Origin of the sequence: Streptomyces marincola (assembly GCF_020410765.1) — a bacterium.
GTDB classification, from domain to species: Bacteria; Actinomycetota; Actinomycetes; order Streptomycetales; family Streptomycetaceae; genus Streptomyces; species Streptomyces marincola.
In genome coordinates, this window is record NZ_CP084541.1 from 2465251 (window position 1) to 2480496 (window position 15246).

The 15246-nt window shown below is 75.4% G+C and carries 11 protein-coding genes; 1 reads left to right on the plus strand and 10 read right to left on the minus strand.

The window, feature by feature from the left end; all coding sequences use genetic code 11:
- Positions 1-20 precede the first annotated feature (20 nt).
- On the minus strand, positions 21-338 hold the full coding sequence (locus LC193_RS10370; protein ID WP_086160293.1) for a hypothetical protein: 318 nt from the start codon (positions 336-338) through the stop codon (positions 21-23).
- Between the two features lie 211 nt (positions 339-549).
- The gene (locus tag LC193_RS10375) at positions 550-2919 is read right to left on the minus strand and encodes an immune inhibitor A domain-containing protein (protein WP_450264061.1); all 2370 of its coding nucleotides are present in this window, start codon (positions 2917-2919) and stop codon (positions 550-552) included.
- Positions 2920-3253: 334 nt separating this feature from the next.
- Here LC193_RS10375 and LC193_RS10380 point away from each other — a divergent pair, with 334 nt between their 5' ends.
- Positions 3254-3520 (plus strand): hypothetical protein, encoded by a 267-nt coding sequence (locus LC193_RS10380; protein WP_226073541.1) that lies wholly within the window; start codon positions 3254-3256, stop codon positions 3518-3520.
- 34 nt (positions 3521-3554) lie between these two features.
- Here LC193_RS10380 and LC193_RS10385 read toward each other — a convergent pair whose 3' ends face one another.
- The 8 genes from LC193_RS10385 to LC193_RS10435 all read right to left on the minus strand — a co-directional run bounded on the left by LC193_RS10385 (position 3555) and on the right by LC193_RS10435 (position 15238).
- Positions 3555-4157 carry an RDD family protein gene (locus LC193_RS10385; protein ID WP_226073542.1) on the minus strand — a complete coding sequence of 201 codons (603 nt, stop codon included), beginning with the start codon at positions 4155-4157 and terminating at the stop codon, positions 3555-3557.
- Between the two features lie 78 nt (positions 4158-4235).
- On the minus strand, positions 4236-5987 hold the full coding sequence (locus LC193_RS28965) for an RDD family protein (protein WP_264086265.1): 1752 nt from the start codon (positions 5985-5987) through the stop codon (positions 4236-4238).
- A 376-nt stretch (positions 5988-6363) separates the two neighbouring features.
- A complete protein-coding gene (locus LC193_RS10410) occupies positions 6364-6900 on the minus strand; it encodes an Lrp/AsnC family transcriptional regulator (RefSeq protein ID WP_226073544.1) in 537 nt (178 codons plus the stop codon).
- A 451-nt stretch (positions 6901-7351) separates the two neighbouring features.
- Positions 7352-8182 carry a S16 family serine protease gene (locus LC193_RS10415; protein WP_226073546.1) on the minus strand — a complete coding sequence of 277 codons (831 nt, stop codon included), beginning with the start codon at positions 8180-8182 and terminating at the stop codon, positions 7352-7354.
- Positions 8183-8191: 9 nt separating this feature from the next.
- Entirely contained in the window at positions 8192-8836 is a 645-nt protein-coding gene (locus tag LC193_RS10420; protein WP_226073548.1) for an IclR family transcriptional regulator, read from the minus strand.
- A gap of 439 nt (positions 8837-9275) precedes the next feature.
- The gene (locus LC193_RS10425) at positions 9276-11078 is read right to left on the minus strand and encodes a DEAD/DEAH box helicase (protein ID WP_226073550.1); all 1803 of its coding nucleotides are present in this window, start codon (positions 11076-11078) and stop codon (positions 9276-9278) included.
- 169 nt (positions 11079-11247) lie between these two features.
- Positions 11248-12747: an MFS transporter gene (locus tag LC193_RS10430; RefSeq protein ID WP_226073551.1), complete on the minus strand. Its 1500-nt coding sequence runs from the start codon at positions 12745-12747 to the stop codon at positions 11248-11250.
- Between the two features lie 181 nt (positions 12748-12928).
- Complete coding sequence (locus tag LC193_RS10435) at positions 12929-15238, minus strand: xanthine dehydrogenase family protein molybdopterin-binding subunit (protein ID WP_226078544.1); 2310 nt, start codon at positions 15236-15238, stop codon at positions 12929-12931.
- Positions 15239-15246 lie beyond the last annotated feature (8 nt).

A 15246-nucleotide genomic window follows, 5' to 3' on the forward strand; every position in this document is an offset into this window, starting at 1 on the left:
GGCCGGCCGGCGAGGCGCGCTCAGGCGGCGGTCGGCCGGCCCCGCAGCAGGTGCGCCATCGGGTGCCAGCCCTCGGTGGCGTGGCACGGGGCCGGGCGCCACACGACGCCCTCGGGGTGGTGCAGCACGGCCGAGATCTCGTCCGGAGTGGGCGGGGCGCCGTTCCCCCGCAGGTAGACCGAGCGCAGGCCCAGGTTCCGCAGGCGGGTCAGCGCCCGCGAGCGGTTCGCCGCGTGCACCAGCACGCGGACGGCACGGCCCGGGGCACCGGGACGGGGCAGGGCGAGCGCGACGACGACGCTGCCATCGGGCAGCCGGACAAAGCCTCCTTCGGCCATGGGGTCACCTTCTCATCGACTCCGGACGCGGAAAAGCGGTCCCCGACATCCTTACGCCATCGGCCGCCGCCCGTCGAGGGGCGGCGGCCGAATGCGCTCTGACCAGCCATTTTGCGCCAGATAAGATCAACAACCGTCAGATATCGACGGAACGTGACCGTTCACTCACGCCGGTGGTCGCGGCGCCCGGCGCGTGCCGGGCGCCGCGCCCTCAGCGTCCGCTCGGGCCGACCCGGACCAGGATCGGCCGCTCCGCGTTGCCCGGCTGGGCCACCAGGGTGATCCTGGTGTTGGTGTCGGGGACGACCACGCTGTTGCGCGGGTTCGCCTCGTCCCAGTAGGTGCCGCTGCGGTCGTCGAAGTACGGCGTCGCCCGCTGCGCGGGCAGCGTCGTGGGCTCGCCGTCCAGGTGCAGCGTCAGCTCGGGCACCCCGTGCTTGCTGAACGTGGCGTCCCGGCTCTGGATGCGGTTGCGCATCAGCGTGCCGTCCGACCAGTACTCGGCCTCCGCGTTGGCGTCCACCGGCAGGATCAGGCCCTCGCCCGGGTGCTGGCTGGTGTTGTTGTCCGTCTGCGAGGTGTCCCACAGCCAGACCAGCATGCCGTTGCGGTAGGAGTAGTGCTCGACCCAGTCCGGGCGCTCCGACGCCCAGCCGAAGTTGTACGGGCCGGTGCGCAGCGTCTCGTCGTAGCCGACGTACTGGCGGTTCTCCACGATGTAGTACTGCGGGTACTCGCCCGTGACGGACGCGCCCACGATGCGGAAGCCGTCCACGGCCCAATCACCCTCGCCCGCCTCGGCGTTGTCGGCGAACACCTGCTCGCCGTCGGCCGTGACCGTGAGCGCGTCGGCCGTGAACCCGGTGCCGGAGACGGACCCGTCCGTCTGGTAGCGGAACCGGATGTCGACCGACTGCCCCGCGTAGGCGTCCAGCGGGAAGGACAGCGCCACATCGCCGCCCGACTCGCCGGTCAGCGCCGGGCGGTCCGCGCCGTCCCGCGGCAACTCCTCACCGTCCGCGGTCCCTTCGAGCGGGACCCACGTGGCGCCGCCGTCCGCGGACGCCTCGGCGTACAGGAAGTCGTAGTCCTGCTCGATGCTCCACCAGCCGGTCAGGTCGAGCGACGCCGTGCTCGCCCCGCCGAGGTCGACCGTGCGGGTCAGCGTGCTGTTCAGGTCGTCGCCGGAACCGCTCCACCACTGCGCCTCGCCCTCGGCGGGCTCGTGCACCTCGGTGGTCACCGTCTTGTCGGGCAGTTCGACGATCAGCGCCTGGGACGCGTTGCCCTGCGCGCCCCGCCCCTCGGGATAGGTGAGCGCGGAAGCGCCGAGGCGGTGCGTGGAACGGGTCGCCGCCCGCGCCGTGTCGTAGTCGAGCCAGCCCAGTTGCAGCTTCTCCCACGGGCCCATGTCGTTCGGCAGCTCACCGATCGTCCCCTCGCCCGGGCCGAGCCACGAACCCGAGGACATCGAGGACCAGAAGCCGGTGCCGTTCTCGCCGCCCTGCGTGTCGTACAGGTCCGGCAGGCCCAGGTCGTGCGCGAACTCGTGCGCGAACACGCCGACTCCGCCGTTCTCCGGCTGGATCGTGTAGTCGCCGACCCACAGCCCGGTGTCCGCGATCTGGGTGCCGCCCGCCAGGTTGTACTCGGGACCGGTGTGCCCGATCTGGTCGTTGAACGCGTACCAGCGGTGCGCCCAGATGGCGTCCTCGCCCTGCGCGCCGCCGCCCGCCGACTCGTCCTCGCCCGCGTGCACGATCTGGAAGTGGTCCAGGTAGCCGTCCGGCTCGTTGAAGTCGCCGTCGCCGTCGTAGTCGTAACGGTCCTGGCGGTCGTACTCGGCCAGCGTGGCCGCCAGTTCCTCCGGCGTCGCGCCGGCCGCGAGCTGGTCCTCGTACCAGGCGTTGACGCCGTCGGCCACGACCTCCCACACCGAGCGGCACACGCTGTCACCGCAGGCGTTGTTGCCGTACCTGGCCTCGTTGTAGTCGACCAGCACCCAGTCGGTGACGTGGCCCTCCACGGTGTAGCGGCCCGAGGACTGGCTCTCGAAGTACTGCTTCACCGACGGGACGGCGGGATCGTCCGAGTAGTAGATGTCCTCGTAGTACTGGCGGTCGAAGTCCTCGCGCCAGATGGTGGTGTTGTCCGTCTCGCGGTCCGGCTCGGCGATCTGGTTGACCCGCGGGCCCGGGTCGCCTCCGAACTCGGGGTGGATCTCGTCGCCGAACTCCACCAGCACGGTGAAGATCCGGTCCGTCCCGGTGACGGCGGTCTCCACGAACTCGCCGTCGCTCAGCTCCACCACCTCGGAGCCGCCCAGGGTGCGGGCGCTGGCCCCGTCGGCGACCAACTGCCGTGCGGCCTCCTGCCGCTGGGCCTCACGCTTGTCGCCGAGCGGGTTCTCCAGCTCGGGGGCCGCCGAGAACGCCCGCGCGTCGCGCGGCACTTCCTCGGCGTCGGCCACCGGCTGCGCCTGCGCAGCCCCGACGGGCACGAGCACGGCCGCTCCGACGGCGGCGACGGCCGTCGCCACGGCGGCGGTTCTCGTTCTTATGGACCGCTTTCCGGTGTTCACGTGTTGCCTGGCCTCCCCTGCGTACGCAGTGATGTCGTGGGACGCGTTTGACATGAGTGGGACAGAAGCATTTGACATGAGTCAGGCAGAAAAAGACACCCCTCAATCCGGCTCGCGCGTACGACCGCGGTCGTACGGCGGCCCGCCGCCGCGCGGTTCCGTGCGCCCCCCTGCTCCCCCCGTGCTCCCGCACCGCCCGGGGCGCGCGCTTACGGCATCCAAGACCTGGGCACTGAGCCCCCCAGAACCGTCCGGAAGTGCCGTCCCCTCTTCCGGGTCCCTTCCGGGCGGCCACCCGCAGCCCTCACCGAGGCACTCCCAGGACGGAACCGCCATGCCGCACCCGACTCCCGTGCAGATCGCCTACGGTTCGGCCACGGTCATCTCCCTCACGTTCGTCTCCCTGCTCCTGCTCCCCGCGGCGGCGGGGCCCGCGGTGGTCCTCATCGCCACGCTCGCGCTGATCGCCGGGGCCTGGGTCGCCGTCGCCGCCCCGGGACGCCGCCAGGCGCCCGAGGGCCGGGCGCCGGGGGCCGCGGGCCCGGCCGCGGGGTCCGCCCGGCCCGTCGGCACGGCGCGGCGGCCGGGCGCGCACGTCTGACGGCGCGTCGCGGCCCGCGCCGCGCCGGCGCCCCTCAGACGGCGGAGACGACCACGGTCCGCGCCGCCTTGTCGTGCAGACACTGCCGGTAGGGCCGGTCCCACGTGCAGGACAGGACGTTCAGCAGCCAGAACAGGAAGCCGATGCACGGCACGAGCTGCGGCAGCGCGTAGACCGCGGCCCGCGTCCAGGCCGGATTGCCGCGCGGCACCGCGCCGTCGTCGAGCATCGCCACGCGCACGCGCGTCACCATCTTGCCGACGGTCTGGCCGCGGGCGCTGAGCATGAGCGCCTCGTAGACGAAGTAGACGAGCAGCACGACGGCCTGCTGCCCGTAGCCGCCGCCCCCGTTGTCGAACTCGTAGTCGCCCATGAACGGCAGCATGAGCAGCGACACGGGGATGCCGACGATCAACGAGTCGATGATCCTCGCGAGCAGCCTGCGGCCGAGCGAGGCGAGCGGCGGCATGCCGGCGAGCGGGTCGGCGGCGCCCCCCGCGCCGCCGTAGGGGTTGCCGCCGTAGCGGTCGCCCGGCGGCTCACTGGGCGGAGGTGCCTTGGGCAGGTCCGACGCGCTCCGGTCGGGGCCGCTTCCCGGCTCGTCGCCGGGGCCGGGTCTTGGCTGCTCGGTGCTCATGATCGCCAGTCAAACCCGGCCCCCGCGCGCCCGCATCCCGGCACCGGCCGCCGCGCGAGGCGGCGTGGGCCGACCGGCTCAGTCCTCGCGGTCCCGCGGCTTCAGCGTGCCGACGAACGTACCCGCCGCCTTGTCGTGCCAGCACTGGCGCCAGGGCCGGTCGCGCAGGGCCCACAGCACGTTCACGACGCCCACCACCAGTACACCCAGCAGGCTGTACACCAGCCAGCGCAGCAACGCCGCACCGAAGCCCGGCTTCTCCTGCTGCTGGATGTCGAGCACCCGGAGACCGAACAGCGCCTTGCCCGGCGTCCTGCCCCACAGCGCGGTCGGCAGCGCTTCGAGCAGCAGGCCCACGCCGAGGAACACCCCGATGACCATGGCCAGATACCCGCCCGTGGTCCCGTCGATCAGCCAGACCGTCTCGGTGACCCCGGCCCGTTCTGCCGCGTCCACCTGGTCCTGGATGTGGTCCCTGGCGTCGCCGAGCAGCGGGAGGCCGAACGCGACGGCCGCGCCGACGGGCAGCAGGGAGTCGACGAGCCGGGCCAGCACCCGCCGGCCGAGGGCGGCCGGGTGGGCCTGCGTGGTCTCGAACCGCCGGATCATCGTCAGGGCCTCGCCCTGGTGCGACTGGAGGAACGGCGACTGCTGCGGGTGGGCCTGCTGCGGCGGATAGCCGTAGCCGCCGGGCGCCGCGCCGCCGGCCTGCTGGGGCGGATAGCCGTAGCCACCGGGCGCGCCCGCGCCGGGCTGCTGGGGCGGGTAACCGTAGCCGCCGGGCGCCGCGCCGCCCGCCTGCTGCGGCGGATAGCCGTAGCCGGGCTGCGGGGCCCGCGCCTGCTGCGGGGAGGGCTGGGCCTGCTGGGCCTGCTGGGGCGCCCGCTGCTGCGCGGCCGGCGGCACGGCCGCGCCCGCCTGCGGCACCGCCGCGCCCTGCGCCTGCGCGCGCGGTTGCGCGGGCGCGGCGGGGCCCGCCGGGGCGTTCACGACCGGCGCGGGCGACGGCCCTGCCGCCGGCGCGCGCCCGGCCTGCGGCTGCGCGCCCTGGGGCGCCTGCTGCGCCAGGTCGCGCACCTGGCGCTCCCACGAGCCGCCCGCCGTCGCGATGTCCGTGCGCCGCAGGGTCGTCGTCTCCTCCTTGGGAGCCGGCTCGGGCGGCTGCGGCCGGGCCGCGGGCTGCTCGGCGGGCGGGGCGGGCGAGGCGGGCGAGGCGGGCGAGGCGGGCGGGGCGGGCGAGGCGGGCGAAGGCGAGCTGTCCGCCGAGGGCCGGCGGAACTGCCCGCGCGGGTCGACCCGGCCCGCCGCGGCCACCGGCGAGGTGCTGACGTCCTCGTCCGAGCCCCACGCGGCCCGGCTCCCGGCCTGCTGCTGCGCGGCCCGCGCCTGCCCCCGCTCCGGGGAGCTGCGCGCGGGCTGCCCCGCCGCCGGCGGCTGCGCCCCGGCGCCCGCGGCCGGCCACGCGCCGGCCGGCTCCTGCCGCGCGACCTCGCCGCGCCCGCGCACCTCGGGAAGCGCGTTTCCGCCGCCCCCGCCCTGTGCGGCGGGCGCGCCCTGCGGGTCCTCGTCGAAGAAGAACGGCTGCGTCTCACCGGCCCGGGCGGGCGGAACCGCCGGCCCCGCGACGGCCGGGCCGGCCGCCGCGCCGGACGGCGGCGTGGGCACCGGCTCGCCCTCCCGCGGCTCGGGCCGGCTGCTGCCGGGCACCCACGCGGTGCCGTTCCAGTACCGGATGTAGCCGGGAATGGACGGGTCCGGATACCAGTTGGGCCCCGGGCCGCCGCCTGCGTTGCCTGATGAGGGCGGGGAGCCTGCGGTTGGGGAGCTCATCGGTTCCGATCTCCTCGTCCGTGCAGTGCTGTTCTCTCTGAACCAAGCATGTTACGTCGGTGGGGGCCCCGCTTCGGCCGAGTCCCCACCAGACAGCGACCATAGCCAACTCGCGGGCGCGGCGAGAGCCGCCCGCCCCCCGCACGGCCGCCCGCGGACGCGTCCGTGGCAGGACTGGGACACACCTGGGACAGTGCGCCGACCGGGCCGCCGCGGCAACGGTCCGGCGCGCGCGGTCCGTTGGCGCACCGGCACCCGGACCGTTGGCGCACCGGCACGCACGCCTTCGGCGGCGCGCGGCCCCTCGGCGGCCTGCCGGCCGGCCAGCACCGCACCCGCGCCGCCCCCGCCCGGCCGCCGCCCGGCCGCGCGGCCCTCAGCCGCGCGGTCCCGGCTCCCCCGCGGCCCCGCGCGCGCGGCCCGCCGCGCGCGCCGCGCCCGGGGGCCGGCGGCCCGCGGCGTGCCTGACCAGCGGCATCACCCGCAGCGGCACCGGGTTCTCCATGACGATGGCGGTGGATGACCTGACGATGCCGTCGAAGCCGACCACCTGGTCGATCACCCGCTGGAGATCGGCGTTGGACCGCGCCACCAGCCGGCACAGCATGTCGCCCTCGCCCGTGATGGTGTGCAGTTCCAGCACCTCGGGCACGCCGCCGAGGTGCCGGCGCACCTCCTCGCCCCGCCCCTGCTTGATCTCCAGCGTGGCGAACGCGGTGACAGGGAACCCCAGTGCGGCGGGGTCGACGTCGGGCCCGAAGCCGCGGATCACGCCCCCGGTCCGCAGCTTCTCCAGCCGCGCCTGCGCCGTGCCCCGTGCCACGCCGAGGCGGCGGGACACTTCGAGCACGCCGATGCGCGGCTCCCTGGCGAGGAGTTCGAGCAGTCGGGCGTCCAGTTCGTCGATGGCCATGGCGAACCTCCTGGCGGGGCGGGTGCGGTGCAGGACGGCGCGGGCGGCACCGCGCGCGTGCCGCGGGACACCATGCTCGGGCGCGGGGCACGCCGGTGGCCAGCCCCGGCCCGGTCGGCACCTGGCGCTCCCGCCGGCGCCCCGCTCCGGCGGCAGGCGGCGGCCGTCGGCCGTCGGCCGTCGGCCGTCGGCCGGGGCACAGGATCTTCACGCGGACCCCGCTTCGCGGTCACACGGCCACCGGGAAGTGAGCGAACGGCGCGCTTCTCCCGGCTTTCCGCCACGGAACTTCGCGCCTCTCCTCGCCCGGAACGAGCGTGAACGCGCGGAGCGTGGGAACAGTAAGAACACCACCCCCCCACAGCCGCCCCCGCGACCTGCACTCGCGGGGGCGGTCCGTGCGGGCCCGCCGCCCACCGGCCGGGCGCCGCGCGGTGCCCGGCCGGGCGGTTCAGCAGGACGGCGCCTGCTCGCCGGCCGCGAGCGCCCGCAGGTCGGCCACCGCGCCGTCGAGTGTGGTCACAGGAAGCAGCGTCAGGCCCTCGGGCAGGTTCGCCGAGGCGTCGCCGCACTCGGCGCGCGGCACGAGGAAGACCGTCGCGCCGTCCCGCCGCGCGGCCTGGGTCTTGAGCGGAACGCCCCCCACGGAGCCGACCGTTCCGTCCGGCTCGATGGTGCCCGTGCCCGCGACGGTGAGCCCGCCGGTCAGGTCGCCGCCGGCCCCGTCGCCGTGCAGCAGGTCCACGATGCCGAGCGAAAGCAGCAGCCCCGCGCTCGGGCCGCCGACGTCGGCCAGGCTCAACTCGACCGTGACGTCGTCCGCTTCGAGTCCGAGGTAGTCGAGGGCCGCGGCGACCGCCGCGTGCTGCGACGCGCGCATCTGCCCCTCGTTGTGCTCCTGGATCTCCTCGCGGTTGTCGCCGACCGGATAGACCGAGTCGCGGGGCATCACGGCCCGGTCCCCGGCGAACCAGCCGGTGACCACCTCGGGCAGGCGCACGGTCGCGTCGGGGGACGTGGCGGTGATCGTCGTCATGCGCAGCTCGCCCGCGGGATCGCGCACCTCGGCGCCGGTGATGGTGATCACCGGCTCGCCGTCGTGCTCGCCCAGGACGTCCGCGGTCAGCCCCGGCCGGGTCACCGAGTACGGCAGCGGGGCCAGGGCGGCGACCGCGAGCAGCGCGACGACCAGCAGCGCGCACGCGGCGAGCCACAGCGGGCGGCGGCCGGCCGGCGAGGAGGGCGCGGCGGACGGCTGCTGCTTCGGCGGGGTCGCGGACATGCAGGGAATCTAACGCAGGACCGCCGCCACTTCCCTGGCGGCCCTGACCACGCGCGGGCCCACCTCGGGCGGCACCGACTCGTTCAGCATGACCACCCCGACGCTGCCCTCGATCCCGCAGTCCCCCGGCAGGGGCGCGGCGGCGCCGCACGCGCCGGCTTCGAGCTCCCCCTGGGTCAGCACGAACCCGTCCTCGTTCTCGATGTCCTTGCAGCGCCCGGTGAGTATCGCGCGCCCGGCCGCGCCCCGGTCGAGCGCGTGCCGGTAGCCGGTGCGGTAGGCGACGTGGTAGTCGGTCCAGCTCGGCTCGACGACGGCGACGGCCAGCGCGTCGGTGCCGTCGACGACCGTGAGGTGCGCCGTGGCGCCCACGTCCTCGGCGAGCGACCGGAGCGCGGGCAGCGCGGCCTCCCGCACCAGCGGGTGGACCTGGCGGCCGAGCCCGAGCACGCCGACCCCGACGCGGACCCGGCCGCCGGCGTCGCGCCGGACCAGGGAGTGCTGTTCGAGCGTGGCGAGCAGGCGGTAGACGACCGTGCGGTTGACGCCGAGCTGCTTGGACAGTTCGGTCACGGTCAGGCCGTGATCGGTCTCGGCGAGCAGCTTCAGGACGCGCAGTCCCCGGTCGAGTGTCTGCGAGGTCTCCGCGGTCACACCCCCTCCCTGCCGGTGAGCCGGGCCGCACGCGGCCGGGCGGGGTGAACGTCGGTCGGCGGCCCGGAAGCCGGGCGTGCGTCGCTCATGGCGCCCCCATCTCTGCTCGGACGTCGCCGAGGGGTTCCCGATGAGCCGGCGGCTGCCGCCATGGTGCGCGTACCGCCGGTCCCGTCGGCAGCACGCGGAGCGGGCCGCCGGTCGCGGTAGCAGGTCACACAGTCCGGATGCGCGCCGGGGCGACGCTGCCTCCGGGCGTTTGTGTGACCGGAAACCTACCCAGCGGCACCGCTGAGCGGAAGAGGGTGTCCACAATCCGAGCGATCCATAGTCGAAATGACGCCGATCGCGACGAACGTCCCCCGCCCCGGCGCCCGTCCGCGCCCGCGCGGGCCACCACGCGCGGGCGGTCGGGCACGAGCGGGTCCCGGCGAGCCGTTCACCGCATGCGCGTGGCCCACTCCTTGACCTTCGCCACCCGCTGCCGCAGCTGCCCCGCCGTCGCCTCCGCCGTGGGCGGGCCGCCGCACGCCCTGCGCAACTCGGTGTGGATCACGCCGTGCGGCTTGCCCGACTGGTGCGCGTACGCGCCCACCAGCGAGTTCAGCTCGCGGCGCAGCTCCATCATCTCCTTGTGGCTGAGCACGGGCCGCCGCTCCGCGGGCAGTTCGAGCAGGTCGGCCTCGTCGTCCGGCTTGCGCCGGCTGTGGGCGATCTGCCGCTGCTGCCGCTTGTGCAGCAGCATGCGCACCTGGTCGGGTTCGAGCAGCCCGGGAATGCCCAGGTAGTCCTGCTCCTCCTCGCTGCCCGGGTGCGCCTGCATCCCGAACTCGGCCCCGTCGTACATCACCCGGTCGAACACGGCCTCGGACTCCAGTGCCTCGAACGGGAGCTGGTCCTGCTCGCCGTCCGGCTCGTCCTGCTCCCGCTCGGCCTCCTTCAGCAGGTCGGCCTCGGGCCCGTACGGGTCCTCCTCCTCGTTCCCGCGCTTGGGCTTGTCGAGCACATGGTCGCGTTCCAGTTCGAGCTCGTGGGCGAAGCCGAGCAGCGACGGAATGGTGGGCAGGAACACCGACGCGGTCTCGCCGCGCCGCCTCGACCGCACGAAACGCCCCACGGCCTGCGCGAAGAACAGCGGCGTCGAGATCGTCGTCGCGTACACACCGACCGCCAGGCGCGGCACGTCCACGCCTTCGGACACCATGCGCACCGCCACCAGCCAGCGGTCCTGCGACTGCCTGAACTCCTCGATGCGGCCGGAGGCGCCGCCGTCGTCGGAGAGGACCACGGTGGGCGCCGTGCCGCTGATCCCGCGCAGCAGCTTCGCGTAGGCGCGGGCCGAGTCCTGGTCGGTGGCGATCACCAGGCCGCCCGCGTCAGGCACCGACCTGCGCACCTCGTCGAGCCGCCGGTCGGCGGCCCCGAGCACGGCGGGCATCCACTCGCCCTTCGGGTCGAGCGCGGTGCGCCACGCCTGGGAGGTCGCGTCCTTCGTCATCGGCTCGCCGAGCCGGGCGGCCACCTCGTCGCCCGCCTTCGTCCGCCAGCGCATGCTGCCGCTGTAGGAGAGGAAGATCACCGGCCGGACCACGCCGTCGGCCAGCGCGTTGCCGTAGCCGTAGGTGTAGTCGGCCACCGACCTGCGGACGCCGTCCGTTCCCTCCGCGTAGGTGACGAACGGGATCGGGTTGGTGTCCGAGCGGAACGGCGTGCCGGTCAGCGCCAGCCGGCGCGTGGCCGGTTCGAACGCCTCAAGGCACGCCTCGCCCCACGAACGCGAGTCCCCCGCGTGGTGGATCTCGTCCAGGATGACCAGGGTCTTGCGCTGCTCGCAGCGGTTGCGGTGCAGCATCGGCCGGACGCCGATGCCCGCGTAGGTCACCGCGACGCCGTGGTAGTCGCGGCCCACGGGCCCCGCGCTGTACTCCGGGTCGAGCCTGATGCCTATGCGGGCGGCGGCGTCGGCCCACTGGGTCTTCAGGTGCTCCGTGGGTGCCACCACCGTCACCTGCTGGACCACGTGGTGGTGCAGCAGCCAGGAGGCCAGCGTGAGCGCGAACGTCGTCTTTCCCGCGCCCGGCGTGGCCACGGCGAGGAAGTCACGGGGCTGGGCCTGGAGATAGGACTCCATCGCCGCCTGCTGCCAGGCCCGCAGCTTGCTCGCGGTGCCCCAGGGGGCGCGGCCGGGGAAGGCGGGTGAGAGGTGGGAGGAGTGCGGGGAGGGCGAGGCGGTGGTGGTCACGGTCTCCGGAAGGGGTGGACGGTCCTGGGCTGCGCGGGGCCCGGCGCTCGGCCGGCCGGTGCGCGACCGCGCCAGCCTACCGCCGCGCGGGTGCCCGTTCGCTGCGGCTCATCTCACACCGCAACGGCTTCCGGCCACCCGCCCGTTCACGCGCCCGGCACTTGCCGGTTCACGCGCCGGGCACCCCGTCCCCGCCGCGCGCCCCCGGCGCGCGCAGGCGCCCGCCGACGAAGACGGCGAGCGACGCGGCGGCGGCCGTGGCCGCGTAGACCGCGACGAACGCGCCGGGGCCCACGTTCGTCCCGGCCTCGGCCGTGGCCGCCGCGTCGTGCCCGACGGCGGTCGCGTCCCCGCCCAGGGCGGCGAAGAGCGTGCCGACGACCGTGAGCATCACCACGTTCCCCAGGCTGTCGCACACCTGGAGGGAGGCGACGTTCTCGCCCGCCTCGCGCGGCTCTGACAACCGCAGCACCAGCACGCCGACCGAGGCGGTCACCAGGCCCATCCCGAAGCAGCCGATGGCGAGGGTGAGCGCCGGGGTCCACACCGGCACCGCCTCGAACAGCACCAGCGGCGTCAGCGCGACACCGGCCGCGATGAGCACGGTGCCGAGGCGCACCAGCCGGAACCGGTGGCGTTCCGCCCCCGGCCGGGACTGCGCGAACGAGCCCAGGGCCCACAGGCCGCCGGACGCGGCGAGCGCGAGGCCCGCCTGCGTGTAGGTGAGGCCGCGCTGGGTCACCAGCATCAGCGGCACGAAGCTCTGCGTGGACAGGTAGGCGGCCGATATGAGCCCGCGCAGCGCGATCACCGAGGGCAGGCCGCGGCCCGCGAGGAACGTGCCGCGGGGCAGCAGCCGCGCCGCGGACGGCGCGAGCAGCGCGACGCCCGCGAGCACCGGGACCAGGGAGAGCCAGCGCAGCTCCTGCCCGCCGAGCTGGAGCAGCCCGGCACCGGCCGCGACCGCCACGGCGAGCCGCAGCCGCCGGCCGTCGAAGCGCGGAGCGGGCTGCTCCCCGTCCCGCCCGTCGCCCAGCCTCCGCAGCTGGGGCAGCATCACCAGCACGGGGAGGATCACGAGCGCGGTGATGCCGAGGAAGACCCAGCGCCAGCCGAAACGTTCCGTCACGGTGCCGGCGATCACCGGGCCCACCATGGAGGGCACCACCCAGGCCGCCGAGAACGACGCGAGCGCCGCCGGGCGCAGCCGCTCGGGGTACGCCCGCCGCACGGTCACGTACAGCGCGACGATCACGAGGCCGCCGCCCACGCCCTGCGCGGCGCGCCCGAGCACGAAGACCCACATCGACTGCGCGGCGCCGGACAGCAGCAGCCCCGAGGAGAACGCGGCCACCCCGGCGAGCACGGGCGCGGTCGGCCCGCTCCGGTCGCACCACTGGCCGGAGAGGACCATGCCGAGCAGGCTGGTGGTGAAGAAGGCCGAGAACGCGAACGCGTACAGCGCCAGCCCGTCGAGCGCCTCGGCCGCCGCAGGCATGGCCGTGCCCACGGCCATGGCCTCGAACGCGATCAGCAGGATCGTGCTCACGCACCCGAGCGTGAGCGCCCGGTAGGGCGCGCTGAGCACCCCGCCGTCCCGCTCCGGAGGCGGCGTCACCGCCGCCCCGGTGGGCGCGCCGGTGGAAGCGTCGGCATCGGTCTCGGTCATGCGTTCACGGTAAGGACCCCAGCGCCCGGATGCCCACGGGCCCCGGGCGGATGTCCCTCCGGCCCTTGGTCCCGGTCCCCCGGGCCGAGGCCAGGAAGCGGTCCCTTCGGCGCCTGTGGGGCGGGCGCGCGTTCAACCGCCGCTCGACCGCCGCCGTTCAGCCGCCCCGTTCAACTGCCGGTCAGCCGGCGCCGGTCGGCACGCCCACCGCGGCCTGCGGCCGGATGGGCAGCCGGTTCACCGGGCGGCCGGTCGCCGCCCTGACCGCCGCCGCCACCGCGGCGGGCGACACCACCACGGGCACGGCGCTGACCGCCTTGGCTCCGAACGGCGCGACGACGTCCCGCTCCTCGATCAGGCGCACGATGCGCACGTCAGGCGCGTCCAACGCCGTGGGCAGCGCGTACCCCGACAGATCCGCCCGGCGCACGACACCGCGCACGACGCGCAGGTGCTCGGTGAGCGCGGCGCCCACGCCCTGCGTCACGCCCGCCTCGATCCGGGCCCTGAGCTGCCGCGGGTTCAGCACCCGGCCGACGTCCTGCGCGATGGCCATCTCGACCACCCGCACGGCGCCCAGCTCGACGTCCACGTCCACCACGGCCCGCACCGCGGCGAACGCGAGGCCCACGAACGCGTCCCCCCGGCCCGCCTCGTCCAGCGGCTCGGTGGGGTGCGGGCGGCACTGCGCGGTCGCCCACAGCTCCTTGCCCTCAAGCGCCTCGCGCACCGTCGTGCTCAGCACCCCGTCGTAGGAGGTGATCTTGCCGTCGGCGATCGACAGCAGCTCGGCCGACATCCCGAAGTTCGCCGCGAGCGGCTGGAGCAGCTGGGTGCGGACCATCTTCGCCGCCCGCTCGACCGCGCCGCCCGAGACCCACGTGTGGCGGCCCCTGCCGCCCGGCCCCGCCGCCGGCAGGTCGGTGTCGACCGGCGCCACGTGCACCTCGTCCACGCCCAGGACGTCCTGCACGATCTGCCGCGCCAGCGTGGCGAACCCCTGTCCGGTCTCCACCGCGGCGCACAGCACGGTGGCCACCGAGCCCTCGACCTTGACCGTCGCCGTCGACACCTCGTCGGCGCCCTCCGCGCCGAGCATGTGCACCATGCCGAGCGCGTAGCCGACGCCCCGGCGCACCGCGCCCGGGTCCGCCGCGCCGTCGGGGCCGCCGGGCAGCAGCCAGTCCTCCACCGGCCCGTCCTTGGGCAGCGCCGGCAGCGGCGCCTCGCGGACGGCGGCGAGCAGTTCGGCGACCGGCGCCGGGCAGGTGACGGCCTGGCCGGTGGGCAGCGGGTCGCCCGTGCCCAGCACGTTGCGCGCCCGCACCTCGGCCGGGTCGAGGCCGAGGCGCGCCGCGAGCTTGTCCATCTGCCCCTCGTACGCGGCGCACACCTGCATCGCGCCCTCGCCGCGCACGTACCCGGCGGGCGGGTTGTTGGTGCGCACGACCCAGCCGTCGACCGCGGCGTTCGGCACGACGTAGGGGCCGGCCGCGAACGACACCGCCGCGGCCAGCGCCTCCGCCGAGTCGTCCGCGTACGCGCCGGCGTCCATCAGCACCTGCGCCTCGACCTTGACCAGCTTCCCCTCGCGGTCGGCGTGGTGCCAGTAGCGCAGCAGCGTCGGGTGCCGGTGCGCGTGCCCGAGGAACGACTCCTCGCGGGTCGCCGTCAGCTTGACCGGGCTGCCGCTGCGGATCGCGAGGAGCGCGAGCGGCAGTTGGAAGCCGAGGTCCTCCCGGTCGCCGAGGGCGCCGGGCACGCCGGTCACGTAGATCTTGACCTGCTCCTGGGCGAGGCCGAGGCAGGCGGCGAGCCGGTCGCGGTCGCCGTGCGGGTCGGTGCTCGCGGTGTAGACCTCAACCCCGCCGTCGGGCCGCGGCACCGCGAGGCCCGACTCGGCGCCGATCGGCGCCGGGTCCTGGCGGCCGATGCGGTACAGGCCCTCGACGACGATCTCGCCGGTGGCGCCGGGGTCGCCGTGCCGCAGCGGGATGTGCCGGATCAGGTTGCCGTCGGGGTGCAGGGGCGGCGCCTCGAACGCCTTCTCCGGGTCGGTCACCGCGTCGAGCACCTCGTACTCGACGACGATCGCCGCGGCGGCCAGGCGGGCGGTCTCCGGGTGGTCGGCCGCCACGGCGGCCACCGGCTCGCCGTGGTACCTGACCAGGTCGGCGGCCAGCGGCGGCCGGTCGGTGACCGTGCGGCCGAGGCCCGCGTCGCCGGTCACGTCCGCGTGCGTCACGACCGTGCGCACGCCGGGCATGCCGGCCGCCTCCGAGACGTCGATGTTCCTGATGCGCGCGTGCGGGTGCGGCGAGCGCAGCACGGCGGCCCACAGCAGCCCCTCGGCCCACAGGTCCGCGGTGTACGGGTGGGTGCCGAGCACCTTGGCCTCCGCCTCGGCCGGCGGCAGCGAGGTACCGAGGCCGTGCCGCGCCTCGCGGCGGTCCTGGTCCCTGGCCGCGGGCGGCGTGCCCGGCGAGACCATCGTCACGG

Excerpts from the sequence above, each read along its gene's own strand:
- LC193_RS10410 (WP_226073544.1), bottom strand. The coding sequence starts at position 6,900 with ATGGCCATCGACGAACTGGACGCCCGACTGCTCGAACTCCTCGCCAGG.
- LC193_RS28965 (WP_264086265.1), bottom strand. The coding sequence starts at position 5,987 with ATGAGCTCCCCAACCGCAGGCTCCCCGCCCTCATCAGGCAACGCAGGC.
- LC193_RS10385 (WP_226073542.1), bottom strand. The coding sequence starts at position 4,157 with ATGAGCACCGAGCAGCCAAGACCCGGCCCCGGCGACGAGCCGGGAAGC.
- LC193_RS10370 (WP_086160293.1), bottom strand. The coding sequence starts at position 338 with ATGGCCGAAGGAGGCTTTGTCCGGCTGCCCGATGGCAGCGTCGTCGTC.
- LC193_RS10380 (WP_226073541.1), top strand. The coding sequence starts at position 3,254 with ATGCCGCACCCGACTCCCGTGCAGATCGCCTACGGTTCGGCCACGGTC.
- LC193_RS10415 (WP_226073546.1), bottom strand. The coding sequence starts at position 8,182 with ATGTCCGCGACCCCGCCGAAGCAGCAGCCGTCCGCCGCGCCCTCCTCG.
- LC193_RS10430 (WP_226073551.1), bottom strand. The coding sequence starts at position 12,747 with ATGACCGAGACCGATGCCGACGCTTCCACCGGCGCGCCCACCGGGGCG.
- LC193_RS10435 (WP_226078544.1), bottom strand. The coding sequence starts at position 15,238 with ATGGTCTCGCCGGGCACGCCGCCCGCGGCCAGGGACCAGGACCGCCGC.